Consider the following 17787-nt stretch of genomic DNA (forward strand, 5'->3'; position numbering starts at 1 on the left):
GTCGACCCCCTCGGCGACGTCTACGTCACCGGCAAGCTGCCGCTGGGCTCGGTCACCGCGGAGGCGCGCGCGTGCGGGCCCCGTCTCACGTCCGGTTCACGGTTTCAGGACCAACGAGTCGCTCGATTCGCCCTCGACCGCCTTGTCCGAGAAGGACCAGTCCAGCAGTTCGCCCTTGACCCACTCGCCGGTCTGGTCGGTGTAGTGGGCGCTGAAGGCGTGCCCCGAGGCGCCGGTCAGGTTGATCCACTTCGACTTGTCGAGGTCGGCGAGGTTCACCACCATCCGCATGGACGGCACCCACACCACGCCGTAGCCGCCGGCCGCGTTCCAGCCGGTCGCGTCGACCGCCGCCTCACCGCCGCCGAGCCTCCACGGGCCGCGGTTGAGGATGTACTTGAGGAAGGACGGACCGTCGGTGCCCATGGTCTGGTTCTTCAGGAACAGGCGGTGCAGCCGGCCCCAGCTCCAGGTGTCGATGTCCTTGCCGAGCTTGGCGGTGAGCTCCCAGCGGGCATCGATCAGCGCGCGCTTGAACAGGTCGTCGCGGTTGTGGTCCGCGCCGTCGCGGGCACCCGACGCGGGCGTGGTCCACCAGTCGCTGTTCTGGTCGTCCATCAGCTTGCGCACGACCTCGAACCAGCGGTCGCCGCCGTCCGGCTGCGCCTGGTCGGCGTCGCGCTGGCCGCACTCGCGGACCTTCTTGGTGTCGTCCACGGGCCCGGTGGTGTTGACCGGGTCGACCCACAGGCACTGGCCCTTGACCCGCAGCTCCTTGGGCAGCTTGTTGCCGAAGGAGAGCTTGAGGATGTTGCGCCAGACCGAGTTGAAGTAGGCCGCCGCCGCCGAGTCGGCGTCCTGGGTGTAGTCCCAGCCCTCCAGGAGCTTCTGCGCCTCGCGGACGTCCTTGTCGGCGATGTCGATCTTCAACAGCTTGGGCACGAGCAGCTTGGCGATCTCACTGCTGTTGTCGAGCTGCATCTGCCGCATGTCGTCGGTGGAGATCTTGCCGCCGCCGCCGATCTTCTGCTTGATCAGGTCGGTGATCCGCTGGCTGCGGGTGCCGTAGCCCCAGTCCGTGGTGAGCGTGTACGGGTAGCTGTCCTTGTCGACGACGGCCTGGTTGGCGGTGACGATGTACCCGCGCTTCGGGTCGAACTCGTAGGGCAGCTCGTCCTGGTCGATGTAGCCGGTCCAGGCGTACTTGGAGTCCCAGCCGGGCGCCGGGATGGAGCCGTCGACGCCCTCCGCGCGCTTGGGGATGCGGCCGGGCAGCGTGTAGCCGATGTGGTTGTCGGTGTCCGCGTACACCAGGTTCTGCGAGGGCACGTCGAACAGTTCGGCCGCGGCCCGGAAGTCGCTCCAGCCGGTCGCCTTGTCCATCGCGAAGACGGCGTCCATGGAGGTGCCCGCCTCCAGAGCGGTCCACTTCAGGGCGATGCCGTAGCCGTCGCCGCGGTCGGGAGCCGCGGTGTCGACGGTGGCCTTCTTGCCGACCTTCACGAGCTCGTCGTCGCGGTCGGACAGCAGCGGCCCGTTGTTGGTCGTACGGACGACGATCTTCTTGGACGCCCCGCCGGCCACGTTGATGGTCTCCTCGCGCGAGGAGAACGGCAGCACCTTGCCGTCGTACAGGTAGCCGCCGCCGCTGAGCTTCTCCAGGTAGAGGTCGGTGACGTCGACCCCGGAGTTGGTCATGCCCCAGCCGATGTCCTGGTTGTGGCCGATGACCACACCGGGCATGCCCGCGAAGGTGTAGCCGGTGACGTCGTACTGGCACTTGCTGGAGACCGTCCGGCAGTGCAGGCCCATCTGGTACCAGACCGACGGCAGCGAGGCCGCCAGGTGCGGGTCGTTGGCCAGCAGCGGCTTACCGGTGATGGTGTACTTCCCGGCGACGACCCAGGAGTTGGAGCCGATGCCGTTGCCGTTCACGCCCACGGCCGCGGGGACGCCGTCCAGCACGTTGTAGAGGCCCGACAGCTGGCTCTGCAGGGCCGAGGCGCCGGAGCCGGTGGACGTGCCCGTGGTGGTGCCGGTGGACGTCCCGCCGCCCGACGCGGTGCCGTTCTGCTGGAACGTCCTGGTGAGGGCGTCGTACTGGCCCTCCTGCACGATCGCGGCGTTACGGCTGTACGGGTACTGCGGGTACAGGTCGTCGATCTGCTTGTGGCCCAGACGGCCGGTCATCAGCGCCCGGTCGATCTCGTCCTGCATGTTGCCGCGCAGGTCCCAGGCCATCGCCTTCAGCCAGGACACCGAGTCGACCGGGGTCCACTCCTGCGGCTTGTAGTCGTTGGTGAACCCGAGGGCGGCGTACTCCAGGGAGATGTCCTTGCCGTCCTTGTCCTTCAGGTAGGCGTTGACTCCCTTGGCGTACGCCTGGAGGTACTTCTTCGTGGAGGCCGACAGGGTGCTGTCGTACTCCTTCTTCGCGACCCGATCCCAGCCCAGGGTGCGCAGGAACTCGTCGTTCTTGACCTGGCCCTTGCCGAACATCTCCGACAGGCGTCCGGAGGTCATGTGCCGGCGCACGTCCATCTCGTAGAACCGGTCCTGCGCCTGGACGTAGCCCTGCGCCATGAACAGGTCCTCGTCGGAGGACGCGTAGACCTGCGGGATGCCGTAGCCGTCACGCTTGACGTCCACGGGTCCCGACAGCCCCTCCAGCGTTATCGAACCCTTGGTCTGCGGGAACGACGCGCGAACGGTACTGATGGACCAGTAGGCGCCGTAGACCAGACCGCCGATGATGGCCAGTACGAGGACAAGGACGAACAAACGGGCTTTGCGCCCCTTCTTCCTGCCGGACTTGCCGGGCTGCTGACCCGATGAGGCGGTGGTGTTGGGGGGCATCGCTGTCCTTGCTGTCCTAACGCGAGCGGCAGGGCGGGCTGTGCTTTTGACTGAGCGCTGGAGCAACCATAGGCGCAGGGCCCGGCGCGACTTGACGCGGAGTGGGGAACCGGCGCGGACGGGCGTTCGATCTCACGTCGAGAAGTGTCAAGAAATCGTCAAGAGTTAGGTAAGGTAACGAAGTACTTGGACGCGTGGCCCGTCGGTCTCGTGTCGGATGTACGTGAGCTCCCGGGCAGTGCGCGGGGGCCAGGGAAGGGAACGGCCGCTGACTGTCCAGCACCTCAACCAGCTTCTGCTCGTCTGCTCGCTCGTCCTGCTCGTCGCCGTGGCAGCGGTCCGGATCTCCTCGCGCAGCGGGCTCCCAAGCCTGCTCGTCTACCTGGGCATCGGCATCGCCATGGGCCAGGACGGCGTCGGCGACATCCACTTCGACAGCGCCGCACTGACCCAGGTCATCGGCTACGCGGCCCTCGTCGTGATCCTGGCCGAGGGCGGCCTCGGCACGAAGTGGAAGGAGATCCGGCCGGCCCTCCCGGCCGCGACCGCCCTGGCGCTGGCCGGGGTCGCGGTGAGCGTCGGGGTCACCGCGACGGCCGCGCACTACCTGATCGACCTCGAATGGCGCCAGGCGCTCATCATCGGGGCGGTGGTGTCCTCGACGGACGCCGCGGCGGTGTTCTCCGTGCTGCGGAAGATCCCCCTGCCCGCGCGCGTGACGGGCATGCTGGAGGCCGAGTCGGGCTTCAACGACGCTCCCGTGGTCATCCTGGTGGTCGCCTTCTCCACGGCCGGCCCGGTCGAGCACTGGTACGTCCTCATCGGCGAGATAGCGCTGGAACTCGCCATCGGCGCCGCCCTCGGCCTCGCGGTGGGCTGGCTGGGCTCCTGGGGGCTGCGGCACGTGGCGCTGCCCGCCTCCGGCCTCTACCCGATCGCCGTGATGGCCATCGCGGTCACCGCCTACGCGGCGGGCGCCCTCGCGCACGGCAGTGGATTCCTGGCCGTCTACCTCGCCTCCATGATCATGGGCAACGCCAAGCTGCCGCACTGGCCCGCCACCCGCGGGTTCGCCGACGGACTCGGCTGGATCGCGCAGATCGGCATGTTCGTCCTGCTCGGCCTGCTGGTCACCCCGCACGAACTGGGCGACGACGTGCTGCCCGCGCTGCTCATCGGACTGGTGCTGACGATGGTGGCGCGCCCACTGAGCGTCGTGCTGTGCCTGACGCCGTTCCGGGTCCCCTGGCAGGAACAGGCCCTCATGTCCTGGGCCGGGCTGCGCGGCGCCGTGCCCATCATCCTGGCCACCATCCCGATGGTGCAGGGCGTCGACGCCAGCCGCCGCATCTTCAACATCGTCTTCGTGCTGGTCGTCGTCTACACGCTGATCCAGGGGCCGACGCTGCCCTGGCTGGCCCGCACGCTGCGTCTGGGCGGGGACCCGGAGGCCGCCGACCTGGGCGTCGAGTCGGCGCCCCTGGAGCGGCTGCGCGGCCACCTGCTGTCCGTCGCGATCCCCGAGGGGTCCAGGATGCACGGCGTCGAGGTCAACGAGCTGCGGCTGCCGGCCGGGGCCGCGGTCACCCTCGTCGTACGCGACGGAAAATCGTTCGTCCCGTTGCCGGCGACCGTGCTGCGCCGCGGGGACGAACTGCTCGTGGTCACCACCGACCCCGTCCGCGACGCGGCCGAGCGACGACTGCGCGCGGTGGGCCACGGCGGCAAGCTCGCCGGCTGGCTCGGCGACACCGGCGACACGGGCCCCCACGGGACGAGACGCTGACCACCGGCGGCCAGTGCCGTTAAGGATGTGTTTCCTACGGTTCACACCCCCGGCAATCGCAGGTGGACGCGCCCATGGTGCTCGTTTTCACAGGCACATCGGGCCTCGGCCGCTGTACACTGAAGGCGCATTCTGATCGGACCAACTCTGCCTGACGCAGAGCTGGCGCGACCGTATGGCGGCCGAGACGCACTCCGCAGAGCTCCGGCATCTACCGCAGTCCGCGCAAGAGGACAGCTCTCGGCGCCGTCACCCACCAGGGGGCCGCGCTACCAGGCGGCAGAAAGGCACGGGCCGTGGCATCCACGGTCACCTCCCGCCCCGGCTACGGACAGCTGCTGCGCACCCGCGGCGTCTGGACGTTCCTGCTCCCCGGCTTCGCGGCACGTCAGCCCTTCGCGATGCTCACCATCTCCATCGTGCTGCTGGTGCAGCACACCACCGGCTCCTACGGCGCGGCGGGCGCCGCGGCGGCCGTCACCGGCGTCTCCATGGCCGTGTTCGCCCCCTACAGCGGCCGTCTCGCGGACCGCTACGGGCAGCGCGCGGTCCTGCTCCCGGGCGTCCTGGTGCACACCCTGTCGGGCCTGGGCCTGACCGCTCTCGCACTGACCCACGCCCCGCTGTGGGCCGTGTTCGCCGCCGCCGTACCCACGGGCGCCTCGGTGCCCCAGATCGGCCCCATGGTGCGCGCCCGCTGGGGTGTACGGCTCCAGGGATCACCCCTGCGGAGCACCGCGGCGGCCTTCGAGTCCGTCACGGACGAGCTGACCTTCGTCTTCGGCCCCCTGCTGGCCACCGCCCTGTGCACGGCCCTCCACCCGGCCGCCGGCCTGCTGACGGAGGCGTCACTGACGCTGCTGGGCGGCCTGCTGTTCGCCGCGCAGAAGAGCACCCAGCCCGAGGTCGCCGCCTCGGAGCACGCGCGTGTGCGGCACGCTTCCGCCCTGCGGGTGCCCGGCGTGCGCGTCCTGATCGTCACCTTCCTGGGCATCGGTTCCGTCTTCGGCGGCATGCAGGTCTCGCTCGCCGCGTTCACCGAGTCGATCGGCGAGCCCGGCCTGAACGGCGTCCTGTACGGCGTCTTCGCCGCCGGCAACATGCTCTCGGGCGTGGTCTGCGGCGCCGTCGCGTGGAAGGCCGCCCCCCACCGGCGCCTCGTCGTCGGGTACGCGGCCCTCGCGCTGACCGCCTCCGGGCTGTGGGCCGCGCACTCCGTGCCCGTCCTGGCCGGGCTCGGTCTGCTCGTCGGCATGTCCGTCGCGCCGTCCCTGATCACCGGCTACACGCTGGTCGACAGTCTGGTACCGGCGGGCGCCCGCACCGAGGCGTTCACCTGGCTGACCGGCGCCGTCGCCCTCGGCCAGGCGGCCGCCGTCACCGTCGCCGGGCAGCTGGAGGACCGTTTCCGGGGGGGCGCCGGATTCCTGGTGCCGATGGGCGGAACGCTGCTGGCCCTCACCACCCTGCTGGCCCTGCGGTCCCACCTGGCCGCACCGCCCCGCAGCCGGACCGTCGCGCGTGGCGTCGGTCACCGCGTGCCGGTGACAGTGGACTGATCCTTCGGAATACGTCACTATGGACCGTCGTTAGCACTCATCGAGTGAGAGTGCCAGGAGGAAGACAGTGCCGACCTATCAGTACCAGTGCACCGAATGTGGCGAGGGCCTCGAGGCGGTGCAGAAGTTCACCGATGACGCCCTGACCGAGTGCCCCAACTGCGGTGGCCGCCTGAAGAAGGTGTTCTCCGCGGTCGGCATTGTCTTCAAGGGCTCCGGCTTCTACCGCAACGACAGCCGCGGCTCCTCGTCGAGCACCGCTCCGGCCTCGTCCTCGAAGTCGGCGTCGTCCGACTCGAAGTCGTCGTCCTCGGAGTCGAAGCCGTCCTCGACCTCGGACTCGAAGTCGAAGTCGTCGAGCACCGGCAGCTCGGCCGGCAGCTCCGCCGCGTAGGACCACCGCGCGGCGCACCGGCACCCCGAACGGTTCGCGAAGACCCCGCCGTCCCACGACGGCGGGGCTTCCGGCGTTTCCGGGGCCCCGTCGGGCCGCGCCGCCGCGCCCGCTAATGTGCTGGTCATGGCGAACGCAGAGATCGGTGTAATCGGGGGCTCCGGCTTCTACTCGTTCCTCGAAGACGTGACCGAGATCCAGGTGGACACCCCCTACGGGCCACCCAGCGACTCCCTGTTCCTCGGCGAGATCGCCGGCCGCCGGGTCGCCTTCCTGCCCCGGCACGGTCGCGGCCACCATCTGCCGCCGCACCGCATCAACTACCGCGCGAACCTGTGGGCGCTGCGCTCGGTCGGGGCGCGCCAGATCCTCGGGCCGTGCGCGGTGGGCGGTCTGCGCCCCGAGTACGGCCCGGGCACCCTGCTGGTGCCGGACCAGCTCGTGGACCGTACGAAGTCCCGCGCCCAGTCGTACTTCGACGGGCTGCCGCTGCCCGACGGCACGGTGCCCAACGTGGTCCACGTGTCCCTCGCCGACCCCTACTGCCCGGCCGGGCGGGCGGCCGCGCTGAAGGCCGCGCGCGGGCGCGACTGGGAGCCGGTGGACGGCGGCACCCTCGTCGTGATCGAGGGACCGCGCTTCTCGACCCGCGCCGAATCGCTGTGGCACCGGGCGCAGGGCTGGTCGGTGGTCGGCATGACGGGCCACCCCGAGGCGGCGCTCGCCCGGGAACTCGAACTCTGCTACGCCTCGCTGACCCTGGTCACCGATCTCGACGCGGGCGCGGAGACCGGCGAGGGCGTCTCGCACGACGAGGTGCTGCAGGTGTTCGCGGCGAACGTCGACCGACTGCGGGGCGTGCTCTTCGACGCGGTGGCCGCGCTGCCGGCGAACGAGGAGCGGGACTGCCTGTGTACGTCGGCGCTGGGCGGGATGGATCCGGGATTCGAGCTGCCGTAACGGTCGCCTGACGGGTGGACCGAGGGGCCGGCGGTGTCGCGGGATCGATCCTGGTCGCCGGATCACGGGATGGCCGGACCGCCGGGTTTCCGCCGGATCGCCGGTCGCCGGTCGCCGGTCGCCGGTCGCCGGTCGCCGTTTGTGGAGCGTCCCGTTCGGGTGAGGGAGTTGTCCACAACCGGCCGGTGGTCCACCGGCTCCGGCGGGCGGCGGCATGAACGCTCATCGTGGCAGGGCAAGCCGATCCCTCGTCCACAGGTGGTGCTCCCGTGTCCTTCACTCCCTCCTCTCCCCCGTTCTCCTCGCTGCCGCCCCGCCCGCTCGGCACCGACGCCCCCGCCACCTGCGAGGTGCCGCACTTCGCCCCGGTCCGCGTGCGCGGCGGGCGGCATCAGCTGCGCCGGCTCGTACGGCACCGGAGGCGGGCCGTGGCGGCCGGGCTTGCGGTGACCGCGGCGGCGCTGGTGGCCGCCGGGCCCGGCCACGCCGACCGGGCCCGCGGGCATCCGGTGGCCGATCCGGTACGGGAACACCGCGCCGTCCGGCTGGTGGCCGCGCCCGTGCGGATCGCCGACGGCGCCACGGTCCGGCTGCTGCGCCCCGGTGACCGTGTGGACGTCATCGCCGCCGAGGAACCCGTGGCCGGCGGCAAGGCGTGGCTCGTGGCGCGCGGAGCGCGGGTGACGAAGGTGCCGGAGGTCCTGGGCGGCGCGAGCGAGGAAGGGGCGCTCGTCGTCCTGTCGGTACCGCGTGCCACCGCGACGCGCCTGGCCGGAGCGAGTGCGACGGCCCGCCTGGCGGTGACCCTGTGCTGAGCCACCTGTCACCCATCGTGCGAGGCAACCGGTCAAGTCCCTCGATGGAGGGGCGCGATTGGACAGGGCCGCCTGGCCCTGACGTAGGTTGCGGATCTGCTTGTTCCACAACCTGTGTATACGACGAGAGGCCCCGGGGTGAGAGAGAAGAAGGAACCGAGCGTCTGGCAGGGCTTCAAGGCCTTCCTGATGCGCGGGAACGTCGTCGATCTGGCGGTGGCGGTGGTCATCGGCGCCGCGTTCACCAACATCGTCAACTCGGTGGTGAAGGGCCTGATCAACCCGCTGGTCGGAGCGATCGGCACGCAGAACCTCGACAGCTACAACTCGTGCCTGAGCTCGAAGTGCACCGGCGACAAGGGCATCCGGCTCCTGTGGGGTTCGGTCCTCGGCGCGACCCTCACCTTCCTGATCACCGCGGCCGTCGTCTACTTCCTGATGGTCCTGCCCATGGCGAAGTACCTGGCCCGCCTGGAGGCCCGCAGGAAGGCCAAGGAGGGCACCCGCGAGATCATCGAGGTGACGGAGCTGGAGGTGCTCAAGGAGATCCGCGACACGCTGCTCGCCCAGCAGCGGCGCGGTCCGGGCCACGACGAGCGGTAACAGCCGTCCTGCGCGGCATCCGGCGGGCGTGGGCCCGCCGGGTGCACGGCACTCAGACGTGGTGGGGCGGCTTCTCGTCGAGGAAGCGCCTCAGGTCGGCGGCGCTGTCACCGGAGGTGCCGGCACGCTCGCCCCATCCGCGGTCGGTGTCGTCCGAGGACTGCTGGTCCAGCGGGTCGTCGAAGACCAGCGCGGCCTTCGGCGCGCGCGGCTCGGGGTCGGGGGCGGTACTCATGCCTCCAGGGTACGGGGCCCTCGGCGAGGACCCCGGCCGGTTCATCTGCTGTGCTTGGCCTCATGAACTCCCGTCCCACTCCCCCGCCCCAGCCTCCGGGCACGCCGGCCAGCCGCCGTCCCGTGCGCAGACTCACCGCCCGTGGCCGCCACGAGGCGCACCGGGTCGCCTCGCCGCTGGAACTCTTCTTCGACCTGTGCTTCGTCGTCGCCATCGCGCAGGCGGGTGTCCAGCTGGTGCACGCCGTCGCCGAGGGGCACGCGGGCGAGGGGATCCTCGACTACGCCATGGTCTTCTGGGCCATCTGGTGGGCGTGGATGAACTTCACCTGGTTCGCCTCGGCCTACGACAACGACGACGTGCTGTACCGGGTCGTCACCCTGGTGCAGATCGCCGGAGTCCTGGTGCTCGCGGCCGGGATCTCCCAGGCGTTCGGGGACCACGACTTCCTGGTGGTCTGGGTCGGCTACCTGATCATGCGGCTCGCGATGTCGGCCCAGTGGCTGCGCGCGGCACGGTCCGCCGAGGGCACGGAACGCACGACGGCCCTGCGGTACGCCGGTGGTGTGCTGCTCTGCCAGACCGGCTGGACCGGACTGCTGTTCCTGCCGGAGGACGCCCGGCCATGGACGTTCCTGGTGATGGCGATCCTGGAGATGTGCGTGCCGCTGTACGCGGAGAAGGACTTCGCGACCTCCTGGCACCCCCACCACATCTCCGAGCGGTACGGCCTGTTCACGATCATCGTCCTCGGCGAGACGATCGCGGCGGCCACCGTCGCGGTGAAGACGGGCGTGGACGAGAACGACGCCCTGGGCGAGCTGCTGCCGATCGCCGCGGGTGGGCTGCTCATCATCTTCGCCGCCTGGTGGATCTACTTCGTGGTGCCGATCCACGGCCATCTGCGCTCCAGCAAGGACGCGTTCCTGTGGGGATACGGCCACTACCTGGTCTTCTCCTCGGCGGCGGCGATCGGCGCGGGCCTGGAGGTGACGGTCGAGCAGGCCGTCGGCAAGGCCCACATCTCCACCCTGGCGGCCGCGGCCGCGGTGACCCTGCCGACGGCGCTGTTCCTGCTCACCGTCTGGGCACTGCACTCGCGCTACTTCAAGGTGGGCATCGCCCAGCAGGCGGTGCTGCCGACGGCGGCCCTGCTGGTGATCTGCTGCACCTTCCTCGGCGACTGGGCGGTGCTCGCGGCCGGCCTGGTCTCGGCCGCGGCGGTGGCGACCGGGGAGATCCTCAGCACCCGAATGACCGGCCGGGGCTACGGAGGGAACGGCGGGGACGGACGGAAGGGGGGCAGCGGGAGGAAGGACGGTCAGGGAGAGAACCCGACGACGGAACCGGCGGTCTGAACGTCCACGTGACCTCGGCTCGCGCCGACCCGCCCCCGCGTGCGCGTCGAACCACCGAGAGTGCGCCGGGCGGCAGGCATGGGGCGCTGGACGCCGGACCTTGTGCGGCGGGCGTCAGGCGGCGGGCTCCGCACCATGGGGGCTGGCGGAGGGCGAGCTCTGCACCAGGGCGGCGGGCGCCGGACCTCGTGCGGCGGGCGTCAGGCGGCGGGGGGCGCGCTGGGCGGCGAGCGGCGGAGGGCAGGCGCCGACTGGTGCGGCAGGCGCCGGACCTAGTGCGCAGGCAGCAGGCAGCGGGCGGGGACCCCGAGCGACAGGCTCCGAGCGACAAGCTCCGAACCCCCGGCGCCCGAGCACGTGCGCCGACCCCCTGCCGCCACCCCCTGGACGACACTGGCCCCATGACAGTTGACGCATTGACGGACGTCGCCGGGGTGCGGGTCGGGCACGCGACGCGGACCGGTGACGGTTGGCTCACCGGCACCACGGTCGTCCTGGCTCCGCCGGGTGGGGCCGTGGCAGCGGTGGACGTGCGCGGAGGAGGCCCCGGCACCAAGGAGACCGACGCCCTCGACCCGCGCAACCTCGTGCAGAGGATCGACGCGGTCGTCCTGACCGGCGGCAGCGCCTATGGACTCGACGCGGCGTCCGGGGTGATGGCCTGGCTGGAGGAGCAGGGGCGCGGGGTGCCCGTCGGACCGGATCCGAAGCAGGTCGTGCCCGTGGTGCCGGCCGCCGCGGTGTTCGACCTGGGGCGCGGCGGCGACTTCCGGGCCAGGCCGGACGCGGCCACCGGCCGGGCCGCCGTGGAGACGGCCGCCGCGACCGGGCCGGGCGCACGCGTCCAGGAAGGCTGCGTGGGCGCCGGCACGGGAGCCGCGGTCGGCCCGATGAAGGGCGGCGTCGGCACGGCGAGCGCCCTCCTCGACTCGGGGATCACCGTGGCGGCGCTGGTCGTGGCCAACGCGGCGGGATCGGTGACGGATCCGGAAACCGGCGTCCTGTACGGGGAGTTGTTCCAGGGGCGGGTGGCCTGTCCGGACCCCGCCGTGCACGAAGCGGCGCGGCGGCGTCTGGCGGAGGCGTCGGCCCAGGGCGCTCCCCTGCCGCTGAACACGACGCTGGCGGTGGTCGTCACGGACGCGGACCTGTCCAAGGCGCAGGCCCAGAAGCTGGCCGGGACGGCGCACGACGGCATCGCGCGCGCCGTACGGCCGGTGCATCTGCTCCACGACGGGGACACGGTCTTCGCGCTGGCCACAGGAGGGCGCCCGCTCGCCGAGCATCCTCTCGCGCTGAACGAGATCCTCGCCGCGGGCGCGGACCTGGTGACGCGCGCCGTCGTGCGCGCCGTGCGCGCCGCCGAGTCGGTGGACGCCCCGGGCGGATCGTGGCCGTCGTACGGGGAGTTGTACCCGGCGGGTCACGAACTCCCCGGCTGACCCGTCGTGATCGTCAGGAACTCCCCGGACAAGAACGTGGCTGCGGACAACGGGCTCGACGGCTGGAACCTCTCCTGGAGCGAGTGGCTCGCGGGGGGGCGCGTCCTGAGCGGACGGACAACCCCGGGACCCGTGCAAGTACCCTCTGACCGGCATCTTTTGACGAATCCTCGGGCCGCGTGGGAACTTCCTGCGCGGCCCGGGCGTTTTCCGGGCATACGTTTTCTCGGTTCCCGGACATGATGTCCGACCGAGGGGCTACGGTATGCACCCACAAGGTGACATGCAGCAACGCCGGGAGAAACCTTGAGCGTTCCGTACGAGACGGCAGCGTACGAACCACCCGAGTCGCCGGAGTCTCCGGAGGAGCACCTCGCGCGACTCCTGGGTCGCGCCCTCAACTCGTTCGAGCTGCCCGACGAGGCGATCCGCCGGCTGGACTGCGCGCTGGCGCACGACAGCTCCCTGCACTCCGCGCACCACAGCGCGGGACTGCACCGTGAGACGTACCGGCACACATGGCTGCTCGCCGACGGCTCGGCGCGCACCCTGTGGGAGCTCGTCCACAACACCGCGCCGGGCAGCGCCCCGCAGCACGAGGTGTATGTCGACGAGGAGGAGCTGCGCGCCGCCACCGCCCGGCTGCCGCTCCCGCCGGACGCGCCGGACTTCGAGCTGCCGGTGGCGGTGCAGTTGTCGCCGGTGCACACGCCCCGCCACGCGTACGTACCGGACGACTCGGCGGATCACGCGCGCCGGCTCCTGCGCCGGGCGGAGAACCACGACCGTCCGGACGCGGCCATGGCGGCACTGCTGAGCACGGCGTTCGCCCACCAGATCACCCAGGCGTTCGGGCGTCCGTGCCGTGCGGGGCGCGCGGCGCTGTCGTTCTCGCTCTACGAGCACGCGTTCCTGCTGCGGGACGGCACGGAGATCTCCCTGTGGGAGGTCGAGCACACGGCGACGCCCGACGGACGGCACATGTGCGAGGTGTACGTGTCCGAGGACGCGGCGAGAGACGCGATGGAACGGCGCGCGTCCCAGGTGTCCTGACACCCCGAGGCCCGCTCGCGTGCCCGCGGAGAGGGTGTCAGCGGCCGCCGTCGAGTTGTCGTACGAGGCCCGCGAAGGCGTCTTCCTCGGCCCGGGTCAGTTCGACGTACTCGCGGTGGGGACCGGCCTGCCGCGGGTGCGGGAAGGCCGACAGGGTCTGGCCGCCGGCGCGCCGCACGGCGGCCTCGAAACGGCCGCGGCGCAGCATGTGGGCCAACCCGAAGGTCCAGGCGAGGGTCACCAGGATCAGGAGGCTCACACCAAGCCACTGGTAGAGGGAGACGTGCTCAGGCATGCGCTCCAGTAGACACCACGGTCCGGGACTTTGGCCCCGGACCGTGACGTATCTCGCAGGTGCCGTGAACACCCCACAGTGTTCCCAAAGGGACGGGGGGACGGCGGTGCGGCTCAGGGCCTCGCGTGCGGATCAGGCCGGGTCGCGGGGGTCGGGCGCCGCACCTCTCCGCGTTGTCCGCCTTCCGTTCGGACGGGCGAACTCGCGAGGTCCCGCGCCGCGCCCCGCCGCGTTGCCGTCGGCCGCCAGGGCTCGGCCCCGACTCCCTCCGCCGCCATGCACGTCACGCCACCGGACCTCGCTCCCGGATCCAGCCTGATCCGAACGAAAACCCTAGGCGGCGACAGGCTGCTTCGTCTCCGCCGCCGTGGTCGCCGCCCCATCGCCGGCGTCCGCGGCCGTGGTTGCGGCCGCCGGCTTGCGCATGCCCTTCAGGACGACGACCAGGGCCGTCGAGACGCACACGCCCGCCGCGATGGCGACCAGGTAGAGGAACGGATTGCCGATCAGCGGGACCACGAAGATGCCACCGTGCGGGGCGCGAAGGGTGGCGCCGAAGGCCATCGAGAGGGAACCGGTGATCGCGCCGCCGACCATCGCCGAGGGGATGACCCGCAGCGGGTCCGCCGCGGCGAACGGGATGGCGCCCTCCGAGATGAAGGAGGCGCCCAGCACCCAGGCGGCCTTACCGTTCTCGCGCTCGGTCTCGGTGAACAGACGGCCGCGCACGGTCGTCGCGAGGGCCATGGCCAGCGGCGGGACCATGCCGGCCGCCATCACGGCCGCCATGATCTTCATCGCGGAGTCGCTGGGGCTCGCGACCGCGATGCCGGCGGTGGCGAAGGTGTAGGCGACCTTGTTGACGGGGCCACCGAGGTCGAAGCACATCATCAGGCCGAGGAGGGCGCCGAGCAGGACGGCGTTGGAGCCGGTGAGGCCGTTCAGCCAGTCGGTCATGCCCTTCTGGGCGGAGGCGATGGGCTTGCCGATCACCACGAACATCAGGAACCCGACGATCGCCGAGGAGATCAGCGGGATCACCACCACCGGCATGATGCCGCGCAGCGAGGCGGGTATCCGGACCTTCTGGATCGCGATCACCACACCACCGGCGATCAGACCGGCCGCGAGGCCGCCCAGGAAACCGGCGTTGATGGTGAGGGAGATCGCGCCGCCGACGAAGCCGGGCACGAGACCGGGCCGGTCCGCCATGCCGTACGCGATGTAGCCGGCCAGCACGGGGACGAGGAAGCCGAAGGCCACGCCGCCGATCTGGAAGAACAGCGCGCCCCAGCTGTCGGCCTGCATCCACATGAAGTGGTCCATGACCGACGGCGCCTTGTTGATCTTGTAGCCGCCGATCGCGAATCCGAGGGCGATGAGCAGACCGCCCGCGGCGACGAAGGGGACCATGTAACTGACGCCGGACATCAGCCACTTGCGCAGCTTGGTGCCGTAGCCCTCACCGGACTCGCCGGCGCGTTCGACCGGCGACGGCGCGGAGCCGGACGTGACCTCGCCGCGCGCGGCCTTCTCGCGGACCTCGGCGATGAGCTCGCCGGGCCGGTTGATGCCCGCCTTCACACCGACGTCGACGGTCGGCTTGCCGGCGAAGCGTTCCTTCTCCCGTACCGGCACGTCGTGCGCGAAGATCACGCCGTCCGCGGCGGCGATGACCGCGGGGTCGAGCCGGGTGAATCCGGCTGAGCCCTGCGGCTCGACGACGAGTTCGACACCGCCCTCGCGGCCCGCGTTCTCCAGGGACTCGGCCGCCATGTAGGTGTGGGCGATGCCGGTCGGACAGGAGGTGACGGCGACGATCCGGAACGGCTTCTCGTCCGTCGCGGAGCCCTGACCGGCCGAGGGGGCGGCCTTCGTGGTGAGGTCCGGGATGGTGTCCGTGGCGGTGCCGGCGGAGGCCGCCGCCGGCACCGCCACGGAGTCTTCGGCGGGACCGGCGGAGGCGGCGTCGCCTGCCCCCGTGTCCCGCGCGGCGGGCGCGGAGGCCGCCGCCGGCTCGTCCCCGCGGATGAGCGCGGCCGCGGCCGCCGCACCGTCCACCGACCGCAGCGCGGAGGTGAACTCGGCGTTCATGAGCTGCCGGGCCAGCGACGACAGGATGGTGAGGTGGGCGTCGTCGGCGCCGGCCGGGGCGGCGATCAGGAAGATCAGGTCGGCGGGCCCGTCGGGGGCGCCGAAGTCGATGCCCGTGGCGCTGCGGCCGAAGCCGAGGGTCGGCTCGGTGACGTGTTCACTGCGGCAGTGCGGGATGCCGATACCGCCGTCGAGGCCGGTCGGCATCTGCGCCTCGCGGGCGGCCACGTCGGCGAGGAAGCCCTCCAGGTCGGTCACCCGGCCCAGGGCGACCATGCGCTCGGCGAGGGCACGGGCCGCCGCTTCCTTGGTATCGGCGGACAGGTCGAGATCGACCAGGTCCGCGGTGATCATGTCGCTCATCGCGGGCTCCTTCGCACGCGTATCGCCCAAAAGACGCGGTGGGCGAGGGTGGTGACGGGGACGGGGAGGGGGGTGGAGACAGGGAGGGGGGTGGGGACGGGGGCACGGCGGTCGGCCGGGGGTGCCGACCGGCCCGGCGGGGCGGCCGGAGCGGCGAGCGGAACTGCCCGTCCGCGGGGAGCGCGGGCGGTTCGGCTCCGGGGCGGGGCGTACGTCGTCATGACGCCGGCTCCTGCAGTACGCGGTCCACGGGCACCTCGGCGGTGACGGTCACCGCGGCCGGGTCCAGGTCGCCGGGCCTCGGCATCACGCTGCCGGGCAGCTGTACGGCCGCCGCACCGTGCGCGACCGCCGAGGCGAGGGCCTCCGGTCCGCCGCCGCCGCCGCCGGCGATGAGGAACCCGGCGAGCGAGGAGTCTCCGGCGCCCACGTTGCTGCGTACGACGTCGACGCGCGCGCTGCCGAACCAGGCGCCGGCGTCGTCCACCAGCAGCTGTCCGTCGGCGCCGAGGCTCGCGAGGACGGCGCGCGCGCCCATCCCGCGCAACTCCTCGGCCGCCTTCACGGCGTCCCCGACTGTGGCCAGGGGGCGGCCCACGGCTTCCGCGAGTTCCTCGACGTTCGGCTTGACCACCTCGGGCCGCTCCCGCAGCGCCTGAAGCAGCGCAGGCCCCGAGGTGTCCAGCGCGATCCGGGCACCCGCGGCGTGCGCCCGCGCGACCAACTCGGCGTACCAGGAAGGCGCGAGCCCCCGCGGCAGGCTTCCGCAGCAGGCGATCCAGTCGGCGTCGGCCGACTGCCGCCGTACCGTCTCCAGCAGCAACTCGCGCTCGGCGTCCGACAGTTCGGGACCGGGTGCGTTGATCTTCGTGAGTACGCCGTCCGCCTCCGCGAGCGCGATGTTGGAGCGGGTGGCGCCCGCCACCGGCACCGGCGCGACCTCGATGCCCTGCGCGTCGAGCAGATCGGCGACGAGCGCGCCCGGCGCACCACCGAGGGGCAGCACCGCGACCGTGCGCCGCCCGGCGGCCGCCACGGCACGCGAGACGTTCACGCCCTTGCCACCCGGGTCCATGCGTTCGCCGGTGGCGCGGATGACCTCTCCACGATCCAGCGAGGGGACCTCGTACGTACGGTCCAGGGACGGGTTCGGCGTGACGGTGAGGATCATGCGCGCACCACTTCCGTGCCGCCGCGCTCGATGGCGGTGGCGTCTTCCGGGCTCAGCCCGCTGTCGGTGATCAGCAGGTCCACGTCGCTCAGGGCGCCGAAGCGGGCGAAGTGCTCCTGCCCGTGCTTGGCGGAGTCGGCGAGCAGCACCACGCGGCGCGCCGCGGCCATCGCGGCCCGCTTCACCGCGGCCTCGGCGAGGTCGGGGGTGGTCAGCCCGCGGTCGGCCGAGAAGCCGTTGGCGGCGACGAACAGGACGTCGGCCCGGATCTCGCCGTAGGCACGCAGCGCCCAGGCGTCCACGGCGGCGCGCGTACGGTGCCGGACGCGCCCCCCGACGAGATGGAGCTGCATGCCGGGGTGGTCCGCGAGGCGGGCCGCGATCGGCAGCGAGTGCGTGACGACGGTGAGCGCCGCCTCCAGCGGGATCGCACCGGCCAGGCGGGCGACGGTCGTACCGGCGTCGAGGATCATCGTGCCCTCGCCCGGCACCTCCGCGAGGGCCGCCTTCGCGATCCGGTCCTTCTCGTCGGCCGCGGTCGACTCGCGCTCGGTGAGGTCCGGCTCGAAGTCGAGACGCCCGGCCGGTATGGCCCCGCCGTGCACCCGGCGCAGGAGCCCGGCCCGGTCGAGGGCCTTCAGATCCCGCCGGATCGTCTCCGCCGTGACCTGGAACTCCTCGGCCAGAGACACCACGTCCACCCGCCCGCCGTCACGCGCGAGCCGGAGAATCTCCTGCTGCCGCTCCGGTGCGTACATGCCCGTTCGCCTCCGACCGATGCCCGAACCTGTGGTTTCAGTGGG

The 17787-nt window shown here is 71.8% G+C and carries 15 protein-coding genes; 9 read left to right on the plus strand and 6 right to left on the minus strand.

The window, feature by feature from the left end; all coding sequences use genetic code 11:
• Nucleotides 1-96: 96 nt before the first annotated feature.
• Complete coding sequence (locus ABZT03_RS17865; protein ID WP_356040177.1) at nt 97-2856, minus strand: penicillin acylase family protein; 2760 nt, start codon at nt 2854-2856, stop codon at nt 97-99.
• 217 nt (nt 2857-3073) lie between these two features.
• On the opposite strand from ABZT03_RS17865, the gene ABZT03_RS17870 reads away from it, so the two are divergent.
• The 6 genes from ABZT03_RS17870 to mscL all read left to right on the plus strand — a co-directional run bounded on the left by ABZT03_RS17870 (nt 3074) and on the right by mscL (nt 8973).
• Nucleotides 3074-4642, plus strand: a complete 1569-nt coding sequence (locus ABZT03_RS17870; protein ID WP_356040180.1) for a potassium/proton antiporter — start codon at nt 3074-3076, stop codon at nt 4640-4642.
• 296 nt (nt 4643-4938) lie between these two features.
• Complete coding sequence (locus ABZT03_RS17875) at nt 4939-6201, plus strand: MFS transporter (protein WP_356040183.1); 1263 nt, start codon at nt 4939-4941, stop codon at nt 6199-6201.
• A 67-nt stretch (nt 6202-6268) separates the two neighbouring features.
• Nucleotides 6269-6595, plus strand: coding sequence for an FmdB family zinc ribbon protein (locus ABZT03_RS17880; protein WP_356040186.1), 327 nt, complete (start codon nt 6269-6271; stop codon nt 6593-6595).
• A gap of 126 nt (nt 6596-6721) precedes the next feature.
• The gene (locus tag ABZT03_RS17885; RefSeq protein WP_356040189.1) at nt 6722-7555 is read left to right on the plus strand and encodes an S-methyl-5'-thioadenosine phosphorylase; all 834 of its coding nucleotides are present in this window, start codon (nt 6722-6724) and stop codon (nt 7553-7555) included.
• 269 nt (nt 7556-7824) lie between these two features.
• Nucleotides 7825-8370: a hypothetical protein gene (locus ABZT03_RS17890; protein ID WP_356040192.1), complete on the plus strand. Its 546-nt coding sequence runs from the start codon at nt 7825-7827 to the stop codon at nt 8368-8370.
• 138 nt (nt 8371-8508) lie between these two features.
• Entirely contained in the window at nt 8509-8973 is a 465-nt protein-coding gene (gene mscL / locus ABZT03_RS17895; protein WP_356040195.1) for a large conductance mechanosensitive channel protein MscL, read from the plus strand.
• A gap of 52 nt (nt 8974-9025) precedes the next feature.
• Here mscL and ABZT03_RS17900 read toward each other — a convergent pair whose 3' ends face one another.
• Entirely contained in the window at nt 9026-9208 is a 183-nt protein-coding gene (locus ABZT03_RS17900) for a hypothetical protein (RefSeq protein ID WP_356040198.1), read from the minus strand.
• Nucleotides 9209-9270: 62 nt separating this feature from the next.
• On the opposite strand from ABZT03_RS17900, the gene ABZT03_RS17905 reads away from it, so the two are divergent.
• From ABZT03_RS17905 to ABZT03_RS17915, 3 genes are all read left to right on the plus strand, one after another.
• Nucleotides 9271-10566 carry a low temperature requirement protein A gene (locus ABZT03_RS17905; protein ID WP_356040201.1) on the plus strand — a complete coding sequence of 432 codons (1296 nt, stop codon included), beginning with the start codon at nt 9271-9273 and terminating at the stop codon, nt 10564-10566.
• 401 nt (nt 10567-10967) lie between these two features.
• A complete protein-coding gene (locus ABZT03_RS17910; RefSeq protein WP_356040203.1) occupies nt 10968-12008 on the plus strand; it encodes a P1 family peptidase in 1041 nt (346 codons plus the stop codon).
• Nucleotides 12009-12314: 306 nt separating this feature from the next.
• Nucleotides 12315-13061 (plus strand): DUF6227 family protein, encoded by a 747-nt coding sequence (locus tag ABZT03_RS17915; protein ID WP_356040205.1) that lies wholly within the window; start codon nt 12315-12317, stop codon nt 13059-13061.
• A 37-nt stretch (nt 13062-13098) separates the two neighbouring features.
• Here ABZT03_RS17915 and ABZT03_RS17920 read toward each other — a convergent pair whose 3' ends face one another.
• The 4 genes from ABZT03_RS17920 to ABZT03_RS17935 all read right to left on the minus strand — a co-directional run bounded on the left by ABZT03_RS17920 (nt 13099) and on the right by ABZT03_RS17935 (nt 17742).
• A complete protein-coding gene (locus ABZT03_RS17920; protein ID WP_356040207.1) occupies nt 13099-13356 on the minus strand; it encodes a hypothetical protein in 258 nt (85 codons plus the stop codon).
• A gap of 333 nt (nt 13357-13689) precedes the next feature.
• The gene (locus ABZT03_RS17925; RefSeq protein WP_356040209.1) at nt 13690-15813 is read right to left on the minus strand and encodes a fructose-specific PTS transporter subunit EIIC; all 2124 of its coding nucleotides are present in this window, start codon (nt 15811-15813) and stop codon (nt 13690-13692) included.
• Nucleotides 15814-16030: 217 nt separating this feature from the next.
• Nucleotides 16031-16984, minus strand: coding sequence for a 1-phosphofructokinase (gene pfkB / locus ABZT03_RS17930; protein WP_356040211.1), 954 nt, complete (start codon nt 16982-16984; stop codon nt 16031-16033).
• A complete protein-coding gene (locus ABZT03_RS17935; RefSeq protein ID WP_356040213.1) occupies nt 16981-17742 on the minus strand; it encodes a DeoR/GlpR family DNA-binding transcription regulator in 762 nt (253 codons plus the stop codon). Before ABZT03_RS17935 ends, pfkB begins: the two co-directional genes overlap by 4 nt.
• Nucleotides 17743-17787: the final 45 nt, after the last annotated feature.

It is taken from the genome of Streptomyces sp. NPDC005574 (genome assembly GCF_040605435.1).
Taxonomy (GTDB): domain Bacteria; phylum Actinomycetota; class Actinomycetes; order Streptomycetales; family Streptomycetaceae; genus Streptomyces.

Coding starts and splice junctions, on each gene's coding strand:
- ABZT03_RS17920 (WP_356040207.1), bottom strand. CDS start 13,356: ATGCCTGAGCACGTCTCCCTCTACCAGTGGCTTGGTGTGAGCCTCCTG.
- ABZT03_RS17925 (WP_356040209.1), bottom strand. CDS start 15,813: ATGAGCGACATGATCACCGCGGACCTGGTCGATCTCGACCTGTCCGCC.
- ABZT03_RS17865 (WP_356040177.1), bottom strand. CDS start 2,856: ATGCCCCCCAACACCACCGCCTCATCGGGTCAGCAGCCCGGCAAGTCC.
- ABZT03_RS17900 (WP_356040198.1), bottom strand. CDS start 9,208: ATGAGTACCGCCCCCGACCCCGAGCCGCGCGCGCCGAAGGCCGCGCTG.
- ABZT03_RS17935 (WP_356040213.1), bottom strand. CDS start 17,742: ATGTACGCACCGGAGCGGCAGCAGGAGATTCTCCGGCTCGCGCGTGAC.
- ABZT03_RS17905 (WP_356040201.1), top strand. CDS start 9,271: ATGAACTCCCGTCCCACTCCCCCGCCCCAGCCTCCGGGCACGCCGGCC.
- ABZT03_RS17910 (WP_356040203.1), top strand. CDS start 10,968: ATGACAGTTGACGCATTGACGGACGTCGCCGGGGTGCGGGTCGGGCAC.
- pfkB (WP_356040211.1), bottom strand. CDS start 16,984: ATGATCCTCACCGTCACGCCGAACCCGTCCCTGGACCGTACGTACGAG.
- ABZT03_RS17885 (WP_356040189.1), top strand. CDS start 6,722: ATGGCGAACGCAGAGATCGGTGTAATCGGGGGCTCCGGCTTCTACTCG.
- ABZT03_RS17870 (WP_356040180.1), top strand. CDS start 3,074: ATGTACGTGAGCTCCCGGGCAGTGCGCGGGGGCCAGGGAAGGGAACGG.